The organism is Lentzea sp. NPDC006480 (assembly GCF_040611995.1).
Taxonomy (GTDB): Bacteria; Actinomycetota; Actinomycetes; order Mycobacteriales; family Pseudonocardiaceae; genus Lentzea.
Genome location: NZ_JBEXPJ010000040.1, coordinates 47,112 through 63,952, shown reverse-complemented (window position 1 = coordinate 63,952; position 16,841 = coordinate 47,112). Strand labels below are relative to the sequence as shown.

Here is a 16,841-nt window from a genome sequence, read left to right as displayed (position 1 = left end):
GCCCCAACTGAAACACCGGATCGCCGTCGACGGAATGACACTGCGCCGAGCGGCGATCTCACCGGACGGCCGGACCCTGGTCACCACGAACAACAGCAACGAGACCCTCGTCTGGGACCTGACGGGAACCACACCGCAACGCGTCGGTCCGGTGCTGAGCGGGGACCTCCAGCCGATCACGGACATGGCGTTCACGGACGACGGCAGCATGCTGGTGACCGCCGACCGGCACGACGCACGGCTGTGGAACATCTCCGAACCCGCACGGACACATCTGCTCGGCTGGTACCTCCACTACGACGGGGCGAGCGAGATCAACGCTGTGGCGTTCTCCCCTGGAGGCGAGCTCCTGGCATCCGGTGAGGGCCTCTGGGACGTGACGCGACCGGAGGGGCCTCGGCGAGCGGGGCGGCTGCCGGTCGGCACGGCGCCGCTGCGGGACGTGGCGTTCTCACCGGTGCGCGGACTTGCCGCGGTGGCGGGCGACGACGGTGTCCTGCTCGTCGACGTGTCCGATCCGGACCGTCCACGTGCCGTGTCCGCACGGCTGGCCGGGTCCGAGCTGACGAAGTCCCTCGACTTCTCGCCCGACGGCCGCACGCTCGCCATCACGGGAGGCATCGGCGGGACAGAGATGTGGGACGTGAGCGACCCACCGGCACCGAGACGCGTCCACGGCACGCCGCCCGCCGGCACGGCCGGTTCGGTGTCGTTCTCGCCGGACGGCCACAGCCTCGCCGTGGAGAACACCCTGTGGGATCTCACCGGCAAGTTCCGCCCGGCGCCGATCGGCCGGCCGTTCGGAGGAGAGGTGCGCAGTCTCGCGTTCAGCCCGGACGGGAGGACACTCGCCATCGGCGGTGAAGACCGCGTCGCGCTGTGGCGCCCGGCCGATCCGGCCGCACCGATCGGGGAGCCGCTGACCGGCGTCTCGCAACGGGAGCCGACCGCGGTGACGTTCGCCCCGGACGGCCGCACACTCGCGGCGGGCACCACCTTCCAGGACGTTACGGACCCCGGCCGGCCCCGGAAAACGCACGACCTGGAGCGCTCGACGGTTCTCACGGTGTTCTCCCCGGACGGGAACTACTTCGTGACGACCACCTCGGGCGAGACCGGCAGCTCGCCGTCGCTGTGGCCATCGCACGACCCGGCCCGGCGCGACCGGCAGCTCCGAGGGCATGAGGCGAAGGTCGTGGCGGCGGCCATCGCACCGGACAGCCGCCTGATCGCCGGCGTCGGCTCGGACGGTTTCGTTCGAGTGTGGGACCTCCTCGCCCCGGGAAGCATCCCCGAGCCGCTCATCGGCACCGTCCCCGGCGCCACCTCAGTGGCCTTCTCCTCCGACAACGGCGTGCTGTTGGCCGGCGGGTCCAGCGGCTCGGCACTCGCGTGGGACACCAGAAGCGTGTCCCGCGTCGGGCAGCCGATGCCGGGTGCCGCAGCACAGGTCGCCTTCGCCCCACGCGGCCGGCTGCTCGCGACGGGCAGCCCAGAAGGCACCATCGTCCTGTGGGACATGACGGATCCGTTCACACCACGTCAGCTCGGCCCGCCGCTGGGGTTTCGCGCCCGCGGGCCGCTCGCGTTCAGCCCGGACGGCACGACGCTCGCCGCGGGCGATGTGGCGGACGGCGTGCGGCTGTGGGACCTCAAGCCGTTGAACTCCGTGCAGGACAAGCCTTTCGACCTCGCATGCGAGATCCTCGGAGGAGGTCTGTCCGAACAGGACTGGCCCCGGTTCGTGCCCGGCCTGCCGTACCTGGACACCTGTTCCTGAGTTTGGAAGGCCACCGAACAGCATGCTTTCAGGTTGATCTGCGGGCGATGAGTGGAGGCGAACGGACGGCCGGTTCTACCGTCCCCGCATCACGGACCGGGCGCGCACACTGCGCGAGCACGAGAAGATAGCGTCGAGCATCGTCGGCTGGTCCATGAACGTCGTGCACGGCATGTTTCAGACGCCCGACTACACGCGGTACCTCGCACTCGCCAAGCCGATGCCGACCCGATGCCGACCGAAGAGGCGCAGAAGCTGGTGGAGAACCGAATCGCCCGCCAGAAAGCGGTTCTCGACGGCTATCGCAACTGCGTCGAAGTGGGCCGTGGCGTCGGGATCAGGGACAGCAAGGCCCCCGCCACGCACCTCCCGCTCACGGCCCACCAGTGGACGCACCTGCTGCGCGCGGTCAAAGGCTCGTGATCACGTGGCCCTGCCGGGAGCGATGTAGAGGTTCATCCCGGTGAAGTCGAGCGTGACGGTGCTCGGCTTCCAGAAGGTGTGGAAGAAGGAGACCGGCACGTCGAACCCGAGGGGCGCGACCGAAGCGGCCGGGTGCGACTCGCAGTAGATCTCCCTGGCGGCGACACCGCCGAGCCGGATCTCCTTCGGGTAGCAGGGATAGGTGACGGCCGGGCTGCTGTGGGCGAACGTCTCGAGTGGACGGTCGTGGTCGGTGCGGATGCGCAACCGCTCGGCCGTGTCGCCGAACACGACGGCGGCCATCTCGCCGCCTCCGCCGAAGTTCGTGCCCACCACCCGAGTTCCGGAGCCGGCGACGCTTCCGGTGCTGTGCAGGTAGTGGTCGTTCATCAGCCACAGCGGCAGCGGTTTGGCGCCCGCTCGGGTGGCGTCGGCGCGGGCCTGCGCGGCAGCTTCCGGGGTGGGGCGGCGCAGGATCAGCTTGCGGCCGGCGTAGTCGAAGGTGGTCAGCAGGTGGTAGAAGACCCACGTGCCGATCATGCCGTCGGAGTCGGTGTCGACGTCCTCGCCGGACTCCGTGGTCGACCAGCCCACGGGGACGTTGCGCAGCTCGATGCCGCCCAGCCTGAACGACTCCAGCACGCCGTAGTGCACCCAGATGCTGCCGCCCTCGTAGTCGATCTTCTGGCTCGCGACGGGGCTCAAGCCGGCGTCCTTCGCCACGGTTCCGCGCACGCCCATGCTCGGGGCGCCGGTGTAGAACGTGAAGTTCCGCGCCGGTCCGCCGTTGAGCGAGACCTCCATGAGCGGCATCGGGTCCATCTTCAGAAACCGCGCCTCGCCGACGTCTCCGTGGATCTGGTATGGCTCACCGCGCACAGCCGCGAACCAGGTGGCGTAGGACTGCTCTCCGATCGCCTGCCAGTGCGGTACGGACAGCGCGAGCTTGTCCTGCCGGAGGTAGCAGTCGGCCAGGAACTCGTGGGTGGTCTTGTCACCGGGATCCAGCTCGATGGCCAGCTTGAGATGTTTCTCGGCGTCGGCGAACCTGTTGGCGAACAACCCGACCAGACCGCGCCTGCGGGCCGCGTGCGCGTTCGTGGGGTCGGTCTTCAGGATCTGCTCGTAGGCGCGGCCGGCCTCCTCGAACCTCCCGGCCCTGAACAACGCGTCCGCGTCACCGGGCGAGCCCAGTGCCGTGGCCACCCCGCCGAGCAGCGGTGCTGTCGCGACGGCACCGGCCACCGCGGCGGCACCGCGCAACAGCGAACGCCGGTTCCACTGTCCCCCAGTAGTCACGCCTTCTCCTTCGTGTCGGCATGGACCGTTGCGGTCCGTGCCTCCATCGAAGATCGAGGACTGTTGCCGTGACGTATGCGGATTTCGATACGCCCGCGATAGGCGCGTCGATCACGACCGGGGCGCCGGAGGTTGCCAGCCGCCGGTGACCTCCTTGGTGGCTTTGTGGGGAAAGCGGCGTTGGGCGTGTGCCTGCGCGGCCGAGCCCGGCAGGACGTAGAGGGTTTCCTTCTTCTCCTGGAGCGGTCGCAGCACGGTGTCCATGAAGGTCTTGCGGTCGTCGAGGTACGGGCCCAGGACGTCCTCACCCGCGGGGCAGACGGCCACGCAGTACCCGGACTTGTAGCCGGGCGGCGAGGCGAGGCTCTGCCACATGGAGGCGCTTTCGGAGTCGGTGACGCGGGAGCGGTAGTCGGCGGCGTCCTCGCTGTCGGCCACGGTCTGCACCCAGTCGGTGAAGCCGCTCATGAACTCGCGGTAGTTGTGGGTGGCGCAGGCCAGCCCGTCGAACTCCCCGGTCTTGCGGATGGCGCCGACCGGGCAGGCGGCGACGCACAACTTGCAGTCGATGCACGGGTTGTAGTCCAGCGCTTGCCCGTACTCGCTCACCGGAGCGTCGACCAGCACGGTGGCCAGCAGCACGAAGCTGCCGAACTTCGGGTGGATGACGTTGCGGTGCAGGCCCATGACGCCGAGTCCGGCGGCCACCGCGACGGTCTTGTGCGCGACGACCCAGATCCGTCCGGGATAGCGGTCCATCTCCTGGGGGAAGCCGACCGACGGGTTGAGCGCGCGGTAGCCGGCGTCCTGCAGGGCCTGGGTGACGCTGCGGGCGGTGTGGTCGGCGTGCTCGCCGGCCTGGTGGAACTCCTGGTTCGCGACGCTGCGGGCCGGCGAGCGGCAGTTGTCGCGGTTCATCCGGAAGACCATCGCGATCAGGGAACGGGTGCCGGGCAACGCGGCCTGCGCGTGCTCGCGCTCGCCGGCCAGGTCGGCGTGGTCCAGGCTGACCGCGGCCACGTCGTCCGCTCCGGCCGCGAGGCACAGGTCGCGCAGCCAGGACGCGTCGATCACCGCGGGTGGGCTGGTCCTGCGCTGGGCGAGCACGGCCCGCACCGACGGATGCGCGGCCAGCTTCGGCGGCAGCTCGGCAGCGCTCATGCGACGGAGTCCAGCAACGCGTCGGGCCGTTCCAGAGCGATGAAGTGGCCGGCGCCCGCCACCTGGGTGAACTCGGCGCCGGGCAGGAGTTCCCGGTTGGCCTGCCGGTCCGACGGCCTCGACCAGTCCTTCTCCCCGTAGACGAGGTGGATGGGCGCGGTGACCTCGCGGTAGCGGGCACGGGCCGCGACGAGGCTGGGCAGATTGCGGTAGACGGCGCGGGCGACGGTCGAGTAGCCGGGACGGCGGCCGACGCTGAGGAGCTCGTCCAAGTAGTCCTCGCGCAGTGCGGCGGGGTCTGCGAGACCACCGGTCAGGATGGCCCGCATGACGGGTTTGGGTTCCAACCGCGCGAGCAGCGGGCCCACACCGGGTGCGACGACGCCGGTGATGATCAGCCGAGCCAGCAGGCTGGACCTCATGATCCCGCCGGCGTAGTCGTAGGCGTTCACCGCCACGACCCGGCGGACGCGGCCGGGGAGGTCGGCCGCGGTGGTGAGGGCGAGCACGGCCCCCATCGACTCACCGAGCAGCGTCACGTCGCTCAGGTCGAGCTGCGTGATGAGCCGGGTGACGGCGGCGCGCATGGCGGGTTCGTCGTAGGACGCGCCGGGCACGATCTGCGAGTACCCCATTCCCGGCAGGTCGAGGGCGTACACGGTGTACCGCTGCTGGACGAGCGGGATGAGGTGGCGGAAGTGCTCGGCCTGGGTGCGCACGGTGTGCAGCAGGACCAGGGGCGCTCCGGTACCGCCGGTGAGATGGCGCAGCCTGCCGCCCGTCCCGGTCGCGTCGAGGAAGTGGCTGCTCATCCCGGGGATGCTGATCCCGGAGCTGGTGCTCATCGACATGGTCATCCGCACCTCGTGGCGAGTGTGTTGTGTTTTCCTACCGACTGAGCCGCAACGGTAGAGCAGTAGGTTGGAGAACACAACACACTCGACTAGCCTGGGGCTATGACCGATCCCGAACCGCGCCCCGGCATCCGCATGGCCGACCTGCCGCTGGGGGTCCGGCCGTGCTCACTCGCGGCCGCGCTGGAGATCCTCGGCGAGCGGTGGTCTCTGCTGGCTCTCCGGGAGATCGGCTACGGCGTGCACCGCTTCGCCCGCATCGCCGGCTACACGGGCGCGTCCCGCGACCTGCTCGCGGACCGGCTGCGCAAGCTGGAGGCCGCCGGGATCGTCGAGCGTCGCCTCTACAGCGAGCACCCGCCCCGCCACGAGTACCACCTCACCGAGGCGGGCCGGGAGCTGTTCCCGGTGATGCTCGCGCTGACCCAGTGGGGCGACAAGTGGGCGATGGACAGCCCCGTCGTCGTCCGCCGGCACTCGTGCGGTCAGCCGGTCCAGGTCGACCTGCTCTGCCACCACTGCGGCGAGCCGGTCACCCGCGACACGATCCACACCGAACTCGCTAGCTGACCCCGACGTCGCTCCACGCGGAGCGGACGACGTTCGCGACATCGGCTCCGAACAGCGCTTGAGCGCTCGCCGTGGTCGCGGCGGCCGCCTCGGCGAAGTCGGAGTTCACCCGGAGCTTCGTGGCGAGCGCGTCGTACCAGACCTTGCCGGCGCGATCCCACGCGTTGCCGCCGAGACGGGTCGCCGCGAGGTGGAAGGCCTTGTTGGGGATGCCGGAGTTGATGTGCACGCCGCCGTTGTCGTTGCGCGGGTTGCCGTCGTCGGGCAGGTCGACGTAGCTGCGCATGTGGCCGGGCTGGCGGTCGAGCTGGTGGGCCTTGCCGGGGTCCTTCATCGACCGCAGCGCGACGCCCTGCAGCTGCGTGCCGAGGATGCCCGCGCCGATCAGCCAGTCGGCCTGGTCGGCGGACTGCCCGAGCGCGTGCTGCTTGACCAGCGAGCCGAAGACGTCGGCCCAGGACTCGTTCAGGGCGCCGGACTGCTTGCGGTAGCGCAGGCCCGCGGTGTACTGGACGACGCCGTGCGTGATCTCGTGGCCCACCACGGAGATGTCGCGGGCCAGCGCGCCGGACTGGAAGACCTTGCCGCTGCCGTCGCCGTAGACCATCTGGGTGCCGTCCCAGAAGGCGTTGTCGAAGCCGCGTCCGAAGTGGACGGACGACACGAGCCTGAGGCCGTTGCCGTCGACGCTGTGGCGGCCGAGGACGTCGCGGTAGAAGTCGTAGGTGCGGTCGGCGTTGTCGAACGCGTCGTTGACGGCGGGGTCGCTGTTCGCGCCGTCGCCTTCCTTGCGGCGCATGACGCCGGGCAGGTTGCGCTCGTCGCCGCCCTGCACGTCGTGCACCGCCTTGAACTCGCTGGCGGGACCGCGCAGCTGGCCCGCGTTGAGGTCGAGGAACTGGATGGCCTCGGTGAGCGTGTCGCGCTGGGTGCGCAGGGCGGCCGAGGCGAGCAGCGTCGGGATGGTGTCACGGATGTCGATGTTGCCGGCTTCCGCGAGCTCGATGAGCAGGTGCGCGGGCAGGATGAAGCAGACCATGGGCGTTCCCCTCTAATCCCCTTGTACCAGGGGAGGAGGGGGCACATCACCCGCAAATACAGATCGTTCCAGGTCTCATGCAACCAAAGGTTGCGCTAGCGCGGCGGCCCGGTTAGGTTGATGCGCAACCGTTGGTTGCACATCAGTCTGGAGGACTCCGTGGAGTACGGAAGCATTGAGCGGGAACTGCGGATCGACGCCACCCCCGAGGTGGTCTACGAGGTGGTCAGCTCGCCAGAGCACCTGCGCGAGTGGTGGTCCGACCACGCCGAGCTCGACCCGGTGCCCGGCGGCCCCCTCACGATCACGTTCGGCGATCCCGCCTCACCGGAGGCGAAGGTCGAGCAGCTCACCGTCGTGGAGGCGGACCCGCCCCGTCGATTCGCCTTCCTCTGGGTGACCGAGCAGGGGGAACAGGCGGCGTCGGGCAACTCCCTGCTCGTCACGATCGACATCGTCGCGTCCGGCGACGGCTCGCTGTTGCGCTTCAAGGAGACCGGTTTCCGCGAGCGCGGCTGGGAAGCCGCCGTGCTGGAGCAGGCCTACCGCGATCACGCCCAGGGCTGGGACCACTTCCTCCCGCTCCTGGTCGCCTACGCCGAGAAGCTGGTCGCACGGCCGTGATCGACGACGACCTGTGGTCCGCGGTCGGTGATCCGACCCGGAGGCGGATGCTCGACCTGCTGCTCGCCGAGGGCGGCGGGACGGCGACCACGCTCAGCGAGCACCTTCCGGTCACGCGGCAGGCGGTCGCCAAGCACCTCGGGGTGCTGGACCGCGCGGGCCTGGTGCACGTGACGCCGGCGGGGCGCGAGCGCCGTTACGAGGTGGACGAGGCGCAGCTCGCCCGTGCGGTCGCCCAGCTGTCGGCCGTCGGCGCGACCTGGGACGCCCGGCTGCAGCGGATCAAGCGCATCGCCGAACGGATTCAGCGCGGCAAAGCGGAGCGAGAGACGGGATCTGACCACTCATGACACGAACCGATCGGGGTTACTCGACCTCCTACACCGTCGAGCAGTCGCCGGACGAGGTCTACGCCGCCGTCCTGGACGTCCGCGCGTGGTGGACGGGCGAGGTCGAAGGGCTGGCCGACGAGGTGGGCGCCGAGTTCACCTACCGGCACCCTCCGCAGCACTACAGCCGTCAGCGCGTGGCCGAGCTCGATCCGGGCCGCCGCGTGGTCTGGCAGGTCACCGACAGCCACCTGTCGTTCGTCTCGGAGCCGGGTGAGTGGACCGGCAGCGAGATCGTGTTCGACGTGGTTCCCGCGTCCGGCGGCACCGAGCTGCGGTTCACCCACGTCGGCCTGGTGCCGGACGTCGAGTGCTTCGGCGCGTGCTCGGCGGGCTGGCAGCACTACGTCAACGGCAGTCTGCGCAGCCTGATCACCGCAGGGCACGGCCTGCCCGACCCGTGGTGACCGGCAAGGCGGAGCTGCTCCGCTCACTGCACGTCCCCGGCGACCCGCTGCTGCTGCCGAACGTCTGGGACGCCGGCAGCGCCCACGTGGTCGTCGGCGCGGGGTTCCCGGTGGTCGCGACGGCGAGCAACGCCATCGCGGCAATGCTCGGCTACGAGGACGGCGAACGCGCCCCGCGGGACGAGATGATGTTCATCGCCGGACGCATCGTGGCGTCGGTCGACGTCCCGGTCACGGTCGACGCCGAGGCCGGCTACGGGCTCGCGCCGGGTGAGCTGGTGGAGTTGCTCGCCGGGATCGGAGCGGCCGGCTGCAACGTCGAGGACACCGACCACGTGAACGGCGGCCTGGTCGACGCGGACGTGCGTGCCGCGTACCTCGCGGAGATGCGGGCGGCGGCGGAGCGGGCCGGGGTGCCGCTGGTGATCAACGCCCGGATCGACTCGTTCTTCCCGTCCTCGCCGCACCGCGGAGACGACCGGCTGGCCGACGCCCTCGACCGGCAAAGGCGTACTGGTCGGCGGGTGCAGACTGCGTGTTCGTGCCGGGTGCCGGGCCGGAGGAGCTGCGGGCGGTGGTCGGCGTCGGCGCCCCCGTGAACGCCGGGCTGCCGTTGCAGGGCGGGTCGCTGGAGGCACTGCGCGCGGCCGGTGTGGCCCGCGTGTCCGTGGGGCCGCAGCTCTACCGCAGTGCGCTCGACCAGCTGCGGGCCGATGTGCAGCGGCTCAGGGACGCACCCACCGCGTGACGACGAGGGTGCCGTCCGCCGCCGTGACCCGGATGCGCACCAAGCCGGGCGGCACCTCCGTCGCAGTGAACCAGCCGTCGTCGATGGGCACCGCACGGCGTGACCGCGGCGTCTCCACCACCGCCTCGCCCTCGGCACCGGAGACGAACCCGCGGACCGTGGAGCCGTTGATCTCCAGGCTGACCGTGACGCGCTCGGACTCGAAAGCGAGCGTGAGCGGACCGTCGCCGCGCACCAGAGCCTCCGACTCGACGAGCTCCGCGAGTTCGGCGTCGAGGGTCCGCAACGCGAGTGCGGCGCTCGCATCGCGCAGCACTCCCGCCGGGACCGGGTCGAACTCCTCGGCGGTGGCCCTGAGGACGTCGAGGAAGTCGTCGTCGTTCATGACCGGTCCTCCAGCAGTGAGTGGCCGCTGAACAGCACTTTCAGCCTGCCCAGGCAGCGTTGCCGGATCGGGCCGATGCTGCCGACCGGCATGTCCAGGGCGAGCGCGACGTCGGCGTACGCGGGCGGCGGCGAGGCCATCAGCACGCGCAGCAACCGTCGGCACCGGTCCGGCAGCTGCTCGAAGACCCGCCACAGCGCCGCGTTGCGTTCGCCCACGAGCAGCGCGTGGTCGACGGCCGGGGCGGGGTCGGGGGAGTCGTCGATCTCCTCCGCGGGTTCCGGCAGGCGGCCCGACCTGCGGATGAGCTGCAGGCACTCGTGCCGCGCGGTGGTGGAGAGCCAGCCGGCGAGGCGTTCCGGTTCGGTGATGCGGTCGAGGTGCTCGACGAGCTTGATCCAGGTGCACTGGACGGCGTCGGCCGCGTCGGCGTCGCTCAGGCGGTAGGCGCGGGCGATCGACCACAGCAGCCCGCTGAACTGTCTGACCAGGGCGTCCCACGCGCTCTGGTCACCACGCGCGGCCGCGGCCACCAGCGCCGGAATGTCCATGTGGACATGATGCCGCGCGCGCCTGTCCAGATCCGCATCTCCACCCACTTGTCTGAATTTGGACGGACACGGTCTTGTTTCGCGTAATGCGCGTCACAAACCGGCGTCTCGGGTGCATGCTGATGTCCAGCAGCTCAACCCGAGGACTGATGAAAATGACCAGTGCGACCGCGTCCTCCCACCACAACTGGGAGTCTGACCTGGAGCATTACCGCAGCCGCGCGGTGCACGTGCTCGACACGCACCTGCCCGCCGCGACCGGCTGCACCGAGTGCGGAGATCCCTGGCCCTGCGCTCGTGCCTGCACGGCCGAGCTCGTGCTGGAACTCTGACGACGCCGACCTCTACGAGTTCACCCGCTCGAGGAACGCGCTGACGCCGTTGACCAGCCGGTCGACCTGTTCGTCGAGCGTGATCGACTCCTTGAACCGCGATCCCGGGCCCGCGCTCTTCTTCCCGCGCAGGTACAGCGAGCACTCCAGGTCGGCGCAGACGTAGACGCCGACCGAGTTGCCCAGTTGCCCGGACTTCCCCGCCTTGCGCGCGGTCATCAACGACACCCCGTCACCGGAGTGCGTGGTCAGGCACCACGCGCACATGGTCTTGCGCGCCTGCCCGGACTGCGAGGCCCTGCGCAGCGCGACGCCGACGAGCCGTCCGTCCAGCTCGATCACCAGGTAGCCGCGGTCGGGGGCGGCCGGGTCGCGCCATCCCAGGAAGTCCAGGTCGTCCCACCGGCGTTCGGCCAGATCCCTGGGCACGTGCATGCGCTTCGCCTCGCCCTTGGTGGAATTGACGAAGGACGCGCGGATGTCGGGTTCGGTCAGCGGCTTCATGACCGGGGACGCTAGGCTTACCTAGAGGTCCTAGGCAAATTATTAAGGGCTCTAGGAAGGGTGACGGATGGCACGCGCGGGGCTCACCGCCGAACGCCTCACGCAGGCAGCCGCGGAGCTGGCGGACGAGGTCGGCTTCGAGAACGTGACGGTGTCCGCGCTCGCCCGGCACTTCGGCGTGAAGGACGCGTCGCTCTACTCGCACATCCGCAACGCCCACGACCTGCGCGTGCGGCTCGCGGTGCTCGCACTGGCCGAGATGGCGGACCGGGTGTCGGACGCACTGGCCGGCCGTTCGGGCAAGGACGCGCTGGTGGCGTTCGCGCAGGCCTACCGCTCGTACGCGCACGAGCACCCCGGCCGGTACGCGGCGGCGCAGATGGTGCTCGACCCGGACACGGCTGCGTTGAGCGCGGCGAGCAAGCATGCCGAGATGACGCGGGCGATCCTGCGCGGCTACGACCTGTGGGAGCCGGACCAGACTGACGCGGTTCGCCTGCTGCACAGCACGTTCCACGGCTACGTGTCGTTGGAGCGCGCGGGGGCGTTCCACAGTCATCCGCGCGGGGTCGAGGCGTCGTGGACCCGTGCCCTCGACGCGCTCGACTCCCTCCTGCGTGCCTGGCCGAACGCCTAGCCCAGGGCCGTTCCGATGACCGGTCCAAGCCCTTAGTCGCTGGCCCGCGAGCTGCTTGGATGAACGCCATGCGCGCCCTGCTGCTCTCCGTGCTGCTGACCGTGTCGTTCGCGATGCCCGCCCAGGCCACCACCGGGTTCGTGGTGCTGCGCGACGTCGACCCGACGATCCTGCACGACATCCGCTACTACACGGCCCACAACTTCGTGGGCACCCGCATCGACGGCTACCGCCAGCCGCTGTGCATCCTGACCAGGCCCGCCGCGCTGGCGTTGCGGTCGGTGCAGCGGGAGATGCTCGCGCAGGGCTACTCGCTCAAGGTCTACGACTGCTACCGGCCGCAGCGCGCGGTCGACCACTTCGTGCGGTGGGCGCGCGACCTGGCCGACCAGAAGATGAAGCCGGAGTTCTACCCGCAGGTCGACAAGACGCGGTTGTTCGAGGACGGCTACATCGCGGAGAAGTCCGGGCACAGCCGCGGGTCGACGCTCGACCTCACGATCGTGAAGCTGCCCGCGCGGTACCAACGGCCGTACGTGCCGGGGGAGAAGCTCGTGAACTGCTACGCGCCGAACCGCTTCCCGGACAACACGGTCGAGATGGGCACCGGGTACGACTGCTTCGACACGCTCTCGCACACCGACGACCCGCGGATCACCGGGAAGGCGCGGGAGAACCGGCAGCTGCTGAAGTCGGCGATGGTCGCGGCCGGGTTCCGGAACCTGCCCGAGGAGTGGTGGCACTTCACGCTGAACGGCGAGCCGTACCCGGACACCTACTTCAACTTCCCGGTGTCACGCCGGCTCGGCTGATCACAGGCGCGGCCGGCTCAGCAGCCTGGACAGCACGATCGCGCTCTCGGTCCGTTCGACGGGTTTCGTGGCACGCACTCGCTGGATGGCCAGCTCCAGGTGCGGGATGTCCTTGGCGAGCATGTAGATCATCGCGTCTGCGGCGCCGGAGACCGTGCAGGCGTCGATGACCTCGGGAATGTCGTCCAGGGCCTGGCGCAGGTCGGCCGGGGTGGGGTTGCCGGCGCAGTAGACCTCCACGAACGCCTCGGTGTGCCAGGCGAGGGCCTGCGGGTCGACGATCGCGGTGAAGCCGCGGATGGCACCGGTGGCGACCAGGCGGTCCAGGCGTCTCTTCGCGGCCGACGGGGACAGGCCCGCCGCCTTGCCGATCTCGGCGTACGTGGCGCGGGCGTTGCGCAGCACGCACTGGATGATCGCCTCGTCGATGGTGTCCATGCGCAAAAAACTGCCACTGTGATCGAAATTCTGCAAAAAAGCCCGGCCAGGTCGCCGGAAATGACAATTGTTTGCAGCGTTGGGCCGAACCTACGCTCACGGCTTGTGACGACGAGCGACGCGGCGCTGGCCGCGGTGGACGAGGCGGCGATCGGGCGGCTGTTGCTGGAGCTGCTCGAGGTGCCGAGCGTGACGGGCAGTGCGGCGGAGTCGGAGCTGCAGCACGTGCTGGCCCGGCACCTGCAGCGGCTGGATCTCGACGTCGACCTGTGGTCGATGAACCTGCCGGAACTGCGGCGGCACGAACGCTTTCCCGGTGGCGAGGCACCGCGCACCGAGGCGTGGGGCTTGGTGGGCACCACGAAGCCCGGCGACGGACCGACGCTGATCCTGCAGGGACACGTCGACGTGGTGCCGCCCGGCGACCTCGCGCAGTGGGAGGGCGACCCGTTCCGCCCGCGCGTGGCCGGCGACGTGGTGCACGGCCGGGGCGCCTGCGACATGAAGGCCGGCGTGGTGGCGATCCTGGCCGCGCTCACCGCGATCCGGGCCGCTCAGGTGCCGTTGCGTGGCCAGGTGTCGGCGCACTTCGTGGTCAGCGAGGAGGACGGCGGGCTCGGGGCGTTCGGCACGCTCGAACGCGGCCACACCGGCGACGCCTGCATCATCACCGAACCGACCAGCGGCGCGCTGATGGTCGCGAACGCCGGGGCGCTGACGTTCCGCATCGAGGTGCCCGGTCGTGCCACGCACGGAAGCACCCGATATGCCGGGGTGAGCGCGATCGACGCCTACCTGCCGATCCACCACGCGCTCGCCGATCTCGAAGCCGGTCGCAACGTGGGTGCCGATCCGCTCATGTCCGAGTACCCGATCCCGTACCCGCTGTCAGTCGGCACGGTCCGGGCCGGTGACTGGGCCAGCAGCGTGCCCGACCTGCTGGTGGCCGAGGGGCGGCTGGGCGTGCGGCTCGGCGAGGACCCGGCCGCTGCTCGCGCCGAGCTGGAGGAGCGCGTGGCGGAGGCTTGTGCGAAGGACCCGTGGCTGCGTGACCACCCCGCTGTCGTGACGTGGCCCGGTGGCCAGTTCGCGAGTGGTCGTCTGGCGGCAGGACATCCGCTCACCCAGCTCGTCGGCGATGCGCATGCCTGCGTCACGGGTGCCGCGCGTCCGGCCGAGCGCGGGGCGCCGTACGGCAGTGATCTGAGGCTGTACGCGGGGGCGGGTATTCCGACGCTGCAGTACGGGCCCGGCGATGTCCGCCTCGCCCACGGTCCCCGGGAGCAGGTTTCCGTCAGCGAGATCGTCACCGTCACCCGAGCCCTGGTGCTCGCCACCCTGCGCGCCGTCGCCTGATTCCGAGTCCGGGTCTGACCGCCGATAACGTTCACTTATCGGCGGTCAGACTTTGCGCACCTAATTGGGTAGCGTTGCGTTGGATAACGTAATTGCACACGTAATTCTGCTACGATATCCGCGTGGAGACGAGCTGCAACTTCCCCGGCTGTGAGCGCCCCGTTTTTCGAGGTGGCGGGCCCGGCAGGCCCTCGGAGTACTGCGACCTGCCCGAGCACACGCGCTGGCGGGCATGGAGGGAGCGGCAGCGGCTGGCGGAGACCCCCGATCAGAACTTGAAGGTCGTCACCGTGACGAATCTCCCCAGGGTCTCGGGTACCGCCAAGATCAGGGCCGAAGAGCTCCTCGACCGCTTCCGGGTGCTCTCGGAGCAGATGACGCAGACGCTGGGGCGGGCCGTCGGCGAGCTGAACGCGATGGCGGATCCGAGCGTCGCGGAAAGCCTGGTCCAGGCCGCTGAGGCGGAGGCCGCACGGCAGGTCGCGGAGGCTCAGGCGGCGGTCGCGTCCGCTGAGCGGCGGCGCCACGAGGCGGAGCAGGCTCGGAAGGCGGCTGAGGAGACGACCGAGCAGGCCGTGCGGGCGGCGGAGGAAGCCGACGACGCCGCGGACACGGCGCTGACCGCGCGGGACGAGGCTCGGGAGGCGGCGCGGGCTGCTGGTGAGCGGGCTGAGGCGGAGATCGCCGAGGTCCGGGTGCAGGCGGCGGCGGTGATCGAGGAGATCCGGGCCGAGGCGGACGCCAAGGTGCGGGCTGCCCTGGAGGCGGCGGAGCAGGCTCGGACGGATGCGGTGAAGCACGCCGAGCAGGCGCGTCGGCAGGCGGCGAAGGAGATCGAGCAGGCCAACGCCGCTGCCGCTGCCCAGATCGAGCACGCCCGTGTGGACGCGCAGGCCCAGGTCGAGCGTGCGAAGAAGGAGGCCGAGACCGCTTTGCGGGCCGCTGAGCAGGTACGTTCCGACGCGGCGGACACCGTGAGCCGGGCGGCGAAGGCTCGGGACGTGGCCGTGGTGCGGGCGGAACGGGCTGAGCAGACCGCCACGGACGCCCGCGCGGAGCTGGAGCGGACCCGTGCGGAGTTCGAAGCGCGGCTGGCCCAGGTCAGGCAGGAAGGCGTTGACCAGATCGCCGCGGTGAGGCAGACGATGAGCGCCGTGGAGGACGCGCGGGCGCAGACGTTGACCAGGGCCGAGCGGGCGGAGCGGCAGCTGGACGAGGTGACGGCGGAGCTGCGTGCGTTGCGGGCGGGGGCGGCGAAGTAGGCTGATCGCGATGGACGAGCTGAAAGGCGACTGCGCCAACTGTTTCGGGTTGTGCTGCGTCGCGCTGCCGTTCGCCAAGTCGGCGGACTTCGCGGCCACCAAGGACGCCGGGACGCCGTGCCGCAACCTGCTGGCCGACCACCGGTGCGGGATCCACGACTCGTTGCGGCAGAAGGGTTATCCCGGCTGCACGGTCTACGACTGCTTCGGTGCGGGGCAGCGGGTGTCGCAGACGGTGTTCCGCGGCAACGACTGGCGCGCCGGCGGGCGGCAGCAGATGTTCGCGGTGTTCCCGGTGGTGCGGCAGCTGCACGAGCTGCTCTGGTACCTCGCCGAGGCTCGCCGCCTCGACCCGCACGAGGACCTCGACGACGCCTACGCCGAGGTCGAACGGCACACGGTCGCCGAGCCGGACGAGATCCTGCAGTTCGACGTGGCGGAGATCCGGGCGAAGGTCAACGTCCTGCTGCTGCGGACCAGTGAGCGGCTGCGGTCGAGCGCGAAGTCCTACCGGGGCGCGGACCTGATCGGCGCGCGGCTGCGGAACAAGAACCTGACCAGCGCGGACTTCCGCGGCGCGTACCTCATCGGTGCGGATCTGACGAACGCGGACCTCTCGCGCGCGGACATGATCGGTGCCGACCTGCGCGGCGCGGACCTGTCGGGTGCGGAGCTGAGCACGTGCCTGTTCCTGACGCAGCCGCAGGTCAACGCCGCGCGCGGGAACGCACGGACGAAGCTGCCCTCGACGTTGACGCGGCCGTCGCACTGGGACGTGAGCTCCGCCAAGCGCCGCTGATGGTGTCAGGGCGGTGTCAGCGGCACTTGCCAGAGTGCCGATCATGAAGAAGGCACTACTGATCATCGCGGCCACCGTGGCCGGCTTGCTCGCGCCCGGTGTCGCGCACGCCGAGACCCCGCCCGGCTGCGCGTCGGCCCAGCAGATCGGCGCCACCGCGTATGTGAAGTTCGCGGACGACACGACGGCGGCGTCGGTGAAGCAGTTCGCGGGCTGCGGCAAGAACTGGAGCTACGTGTTCGTGTGGGCGGACTTCGCCGCGAAGCACGACCTCTTCCACGTCACGACGTACGTGAAGACCGACGACAACCTCAGCCACGGCAAGGTGATCGGCCGTGTCGACCAGCGCGAGGTGTGGTCGAAGGGCGTCCCCACGGTCAACGAGTGCACGCGCGCGGTCGGCGTCGTGTCACTGGGCGAGGACGGCTGGAGCGCCACCACGAGCCGCCGCTGCTGATCGCGCCGTTTGGC

General features: G+C 70.3%; 21 protein-coding genes and 2 pseudogenes. 15 read left to right on the top strand and 8 right to left on the bottom strand.

All coding sequences use genetic code 11. The features are described from left to right. The 3 genes and pseudogenes from ABZX92_RS18450 to ABZX92_RS18440 form a co-directional block, all read left to right on the top strand. The coding region (locus ABZX92_RS18450) for a WD40 repeat domain-containing protein (RefSeq protein WP_355560377.1) at nt 1-1,780 on the top strand (1,780 nt) is incomplete at its 5' end. A gap of 88 nt (nt 1,781-1,868) precedes the next feature. Then, a pseudogene (locus ABZX92_RS18445) lies at nt 1,869-1,994 on the top strand (Scr1 family TA system antitoxin-like transcriptional regulator); the annotation flags it as partial. A 17-nt stretch (nt 1,995-2,011) separates the two neighbouring features. Beyond that, entirely contained in the window at nt 2,012-2,203 is a 192-nt protein-coding gene (locus ABZX92_RS18440; RefSeq protein WP_355560374.1) for a DUF397 domain-containing protein, read from the top strand. Here the strand turns inward: ABZX92_RS18440 and ABZX92_RS18435 are convergent, their stop codons facing one another. The 3 genes from ABZX92_RS18435 to ABZX92_RS18425 all read right to left on the bottom strand — a co-directional run bounded on the left by ABZX92_RS18435 (nt 2,204) and on the right by ABZX92_RS18425 (nt 5,475). After that, nucleotides 2,204-3,502: a tetratricopeptide repeat protein gene (locus tag ABZX92_RS18435; protein WP_355560371.1), complete on the bottom strand. Its 1,299-nt coding sequence runs from the start codon at nt 3,500-3,502 to the stop codon at nt 2,204-2,206. A 111-nt stretch (nt 3,503-3,613) separates the two neighbouring features. Then, nucleotides 3,614-4,663 (bottom strand): 4Fe-4S binding protein, encoded by a 1,050-nt coding sequence (locus ABZX92_RS18430; protein WP_355560369.1) that lies wholly within the window; start codon nt 4,661-4,663, stop codon nt 3,614-3,616. After that, nucleotides 4,660-5,475: an alpha/beta hydrolase gene (locus ABZX92_RS18425; RefSeq protein ID WP_355560366.1), complete on the bottom strand. Its 816-nt coding sequence runs from the start codon at nt 5,473-5,475 to the stop codon at nt 4,660-4,662. Before ABZX92_RS18425 ends, ABZX92_RS18430 begins: the two co-directional genes overlap by 4 nt. Nucleotides 5,476-5,619: 144 nt before the next feature. Between ABZX92_RS18425 and ABZX92_RS18420 the strand changes: the two genes are divergently transcribed. Further along, nucleotides 5,620-6,087 (top strand): helix-turn-helix domain-containing protein, encoded by a 468-nt coding sequence (locus tag ABZX92_RS18420; RefSeq protein ID WP_355560363.1) that lies wholly within the window; start codon nt 5,620-5,622, stop codon nt 6,085-6,087. On the opposite strand, the gene ABZX92_RS18415 is transcribed toward ABZX92_RS18420, so the two are convergent. Further along, nucleotides 6,080-7,126: a M4 family metallopeptidase gene (locus ABZX92_RS18415; RefSeq protein ID WP_355560360.1), complete on the bottom strand. Its 1,047-nt coding sequence runs from the start codon at nt 7,124-7,126 to the stop codon at nt 6,080-6,082. The two genes, ABZX92_RS18420 and ABZX92_RS18415, sit on opposite strands and share 8 nt — an antisense overlap. 120 nt (nt 7,127-7,246) lie before the next feature. Between ABZX92_RS18415 and ABZX92_RS18410 the strand changes: the two genes are divergently transcribed. From ABZX92_RS18410 to ABZX92_RS18395, 4 genes and pseudogenes are all read left to right on the top strand, one after another. Beyond that, nucleotides 7,247-7,750, top strand: coding sequence for an SRPBCC domain-containing protein (locus tag ABZX92_RS18410; RefSeq protein ID WP_355560357.1), 504 nt, complete (start codon nt 7,247-7,249; stop codon nt 7,748-7,750). Continuing rightward, nucleotides 7,747-8,100 carry a metalloregulator ArsR/SmtB family transcription factor gene (locus ABZX92_RS18405; protein WP_355560354.1) on the top strand — a complete coding sequence of 118 codons (354 nt, stop codon included), beginning with the start codon at nt 7,747-7,749 and terminating at the stop codon, nt 8,098-8,100. Before ABZX92_RS18410 ends, ABZX92_RS18405 begins: the two co-directional genes overlap by 4 nt. After that, nucleotides 8,097-8,546, top strand: a complete 450-nt coding sequence (locus ABZX92_RS18400; RefSeq protein ID WP_355560351.1) for an SRPBCC domain-containing protein — start codon at nt 8,097-8,099, stop codon at nt 8,544-8,546. The genes ABZX92_RS18405 and ABZX92_RS18400 overlap by 4 nt, the downstream gene beginning before the upstream one ends. Further along, nucleotides 8,450-9,294: pseudogene (locus ABZX92_RS18395) on the top strand (isocitrate lyase/phosphoenolpyruvate mutase family protein). Before ABZX92_RS18400 ends, ABZX92_RS18395 begins: the two are co-directional and overlap by 97 nt. On the opposite strand, the gene ABZX92_RS18390 reads toward ABZX92_RS18395, so the two are convergent. Together ABZX92_RS18390 and ABZX92_RS18385 are read right to left on the bottom strand one after the other, a co-directional pair. Continuing rightward, on the bottom strand, nt 9,272-9,679 hold the full coding sequence (locus ABZX92_RS18390; protein WP_355560348.1) for a hypothetical protein: 408 nt from the start codon (nt 9,677-9,679) through the stop codon (nt 9,272-9,274). The pseudogene ABZX92_RS18395 and the gene ABZX92_RS18390 sit on opposite strands and share 23 nt — an antisense overlap. Then, nucleotides 9,676-10,230, bottom strand: coding sequence for a sigma-70 family RNA polymerase sigma factor (locus tag ABZX92_RS18385; RefSeq protein WP_355560345.1), 555 nt, complete (start codon nt 10,228-10,230; stop codon nt 9,676-9,678). Before ABZX92_RS18385 ends, ABZX92_RS18390 begins: the two co-directional genes overlap by 4 nt. A 155-nt stretch (nt 10,231-10,385) precedes the next feature. Here ABZX92_RS18385 and ABZX92_RS18380 point away from each other — a divergent pair, with 155 nt between their 5' ends. Continuing rightward, entirely contained in the window at nt 10,386-10,562 is a 177-nt protein-coding gene (locus tag ABZX92_RS18380) for a hypothetical protein (RefSeq protein ID WP_355560342.1), read from the top strand. Nucleotides 10,563-10,574: 12 nt separating this feature from the next. Here the strand turns inward: ABZX92_RS18380 and ABZX92_RS18375 are convergent, their stop codons facing one another. Then, on the bottom strand, nt 10,575-11,066 hold the full coding sequence (locus ABZX92_RS18375) for an FBP domain-containing protein (protein ID WP_355560340.1): 492 nt from the start codon (nt 11,064-11,066) through the stop codon (nt 10,575-10,577). A gap of 67 nt (nt 11,067-11,133) precedes the next feature. On the opposite strand from ABZX92_RS18375, the gene ABZX92_RS18370 reads away from it, so the two are divergent. Beyond that, on the top strand, nt 11,134-11,703 hold the full coding sequence (locus tag ABZX92_RS18370; protein WP_355560337.1) for a WHG domain-containing protein: 570 nt from the start codon (nt 11,134-11,136) through the stop codon (nt 11,701-11,703). A gap of 59 nt (nt 11,704-11,762) precedes the next feature. Next, complete coding sequence (locus ABZX92_RS18365) at nt 11,763-12,515, top strand: M15 family metallopeptidase (protein ID WP_355560334.1); 753 nt, start codon at nt 11,763-11,765, stop codon at nt 12,513-12,515. Here ABZX92_RS18365 and ABZX92_RS18360 read toward each other — a convergent pair whose 3' ends face one another. Beyond that, entirely contained in the window at nt 12,516-12,953 is a 438-nt protein-coding gene (locus tag ABZX92_RS18360) for an Lrp/AsnC family transcriptional regulator (RefSeq protein ID WP_355560331.1), read from the bottom strand. Nucleotides 12,954-13,058: 105 nt separating this feature from the next. Between ABZX92_RS18360 and ABZX92_RS18355 the strand changes: the two genes are divergently transcribed. The 4 genes from ABZX92_RS18355 (at nt 13,059) to ABZX92_RS18340 (ending at nt 16,827) form a co-directional block, all read left to right on the top strand. Then, on the top strand, nt 13,059-14,309 hold the full coding sequence (locus ABZX92_RS18355; protein WP_355560328.1) for an ArgE/DapE family deacylase: 1,251 nt from the start codon (nt 13,059-13,061) through the stop codon (nt 14,307-14,309). Between the two features lie 122 nt (nt 14,310-14,431). Then, nucleotides 14,432-15,571, top strand: coding sequence for a hypothetical protein (locus ABZX92_RS18350; RefSeq protein ID WP_355560325.1), 1,140 nt, complete (start codon nt 14,432-14,434; stop codon nt 15,569-15,571). A gap of 10 nt (nt 15,572-15,581) precedes the next feature. Beyond that, nucleotides 15,582-16,370: a pentapeptide repeat-containing protein gene (locus tag ABZX92_RS18345; protein ID WP_355560322.1), complete on the top strand. Its 789-nt coding sequence runs from the start codon at nt 15,582-15,584 to the stop codon at nt 16,368-16,370. Between the two features lie 43 nt (nt 16,371-16,413). Then, a complete protein-coding gene (locus ABZX92_RS18340; RefSeq protein WP_355560319.1) occupies nt 16,414-16,827 on the top strand; it encodes a hypothetical protein in 414 nt (137 codons plus the stop codon). The last annotated feature ends 14 nt before the right edge of the window (nt 16,828-16,841 follow it).

Excerpts from the sequence above, each read along its gene's own strand:
- ABZX92_RS18440 (WP_355560374.1), top strand. The coding sequence starts at position 2,012 with ATGCCGACCGAAGAGGCGCAGAAGCTGGTGGAGAACCGAATCGCCCGC.
- ABZX92_RS18430 (WP_355560369.1), bottom strand. The coding sequence starts at position 4,663 with ATGAGCGCTGCCGAGCTGCCGCCGAAGCTGGCCGCGCATCCGTCGGTG.
- ABZX92_RS18425 (WP_355560366.1), bottom strand. The coding sequence starts at position 5,475 with ATGAGCAGCCACTTCCTCGACGCGACCGGGACGGGCGGCAGGCTGCGC.
- ABZX92_RS18420 (WP_355560363.1), top strand. The coding sequence starts at position 5,620 with ATGACCGATCCCGAACCGCGCCCCGGCATCCGCATGGCCGACCTGCCG.
- ABZX92_RS18415 (WP_355560360.1), bottom strand. The coding sequence starts at position 7,126 with ATGGTCTGCTTCATCCTGCCCGCGCACCTGCTCATCGAGCTCGCGGAA.
- ABZX92_RS18410 (WP_355560357.1), top strand. The coding sequence starts at position 7,247 with ATGCGCAACCGTTGGTTGCACATCAGTCTGGAGGACTCCGTGGAGTAC.
- ABZX92_RS18400 (WP_355560351.1), top strand. The coding sequence starts at position 8,097 with ATGACACGAACCGATCGGGGTTACTCGACCTCCTACACCGTCGAGCAG.
- ABZX92_RS18390 (WP_355560348.1), bottom strand. The coding sequence starts at position 9,679 with ATGAACGACGACGACTTCCTCGACGTCCTCAGGGCCACCGCCGAGGAG.
- ABZX92_RS18385 (WP_355560345.1), bottom strand. The coding sequence starts at position 10,230 with ATGGACATTCCGGCGCTGGTGGCCGCGGCCGCGCGTGGTGACCAGAGC.
- ABZX92_RS18380 (WP_355560342.1), top strand. The coding sequence starts at position 10,386 with ATGACCAGTGCGACCGCGTCCTCCCACCACAACTGGGAGTCTGACCTG.
- ABZX92_RS18375 (WP_355560340.1), bottom strand. The coding sequence starts at position 11,066 with ATGAAGCCGCTGACCGAACCCGACATCCGCGCGTCCTTCGTCAATTCC.
- ABZX92_RS18370 (WP_355560337.1), top strand. The coding sequence starts at position 11,134 with ATGGCACGCGCGGGGCTCACCGCCGAACGCCTCACGCAGGCAGCCGCG.
- ABZX92_RS18365 (WP_355560334.1), top strand. The coding sequence starts at position 11,763 with ATGAACGCCATGCGCGCCCTGCTGCTCTCCGTGCTGCTGACCGTGTCG.
- ABZX92_RS18360 (WP_355560331.1), bottom strand. The coding sequence starts at position 12,953 with ATGGACACCATCGACGAGGCGATCATCCAGTGCGTGCTGCGCAACGCC.
- ABZX92_RS18345 (WP_355560322.1), top strand. The coding sequence starts at position 15,582 with ATGGACGAGCTGAAAGGCGACTGCGCCAACTGTTTCGGGTTGTGCTGC.
- ABZX92_RS18340 (WP_355560319.1), top strand. The coding sequence starts at position 16,414 with ATGAAGAAGGCACTACTGATCATCGCGGCCACCGTGGCCGGCTTGCTC.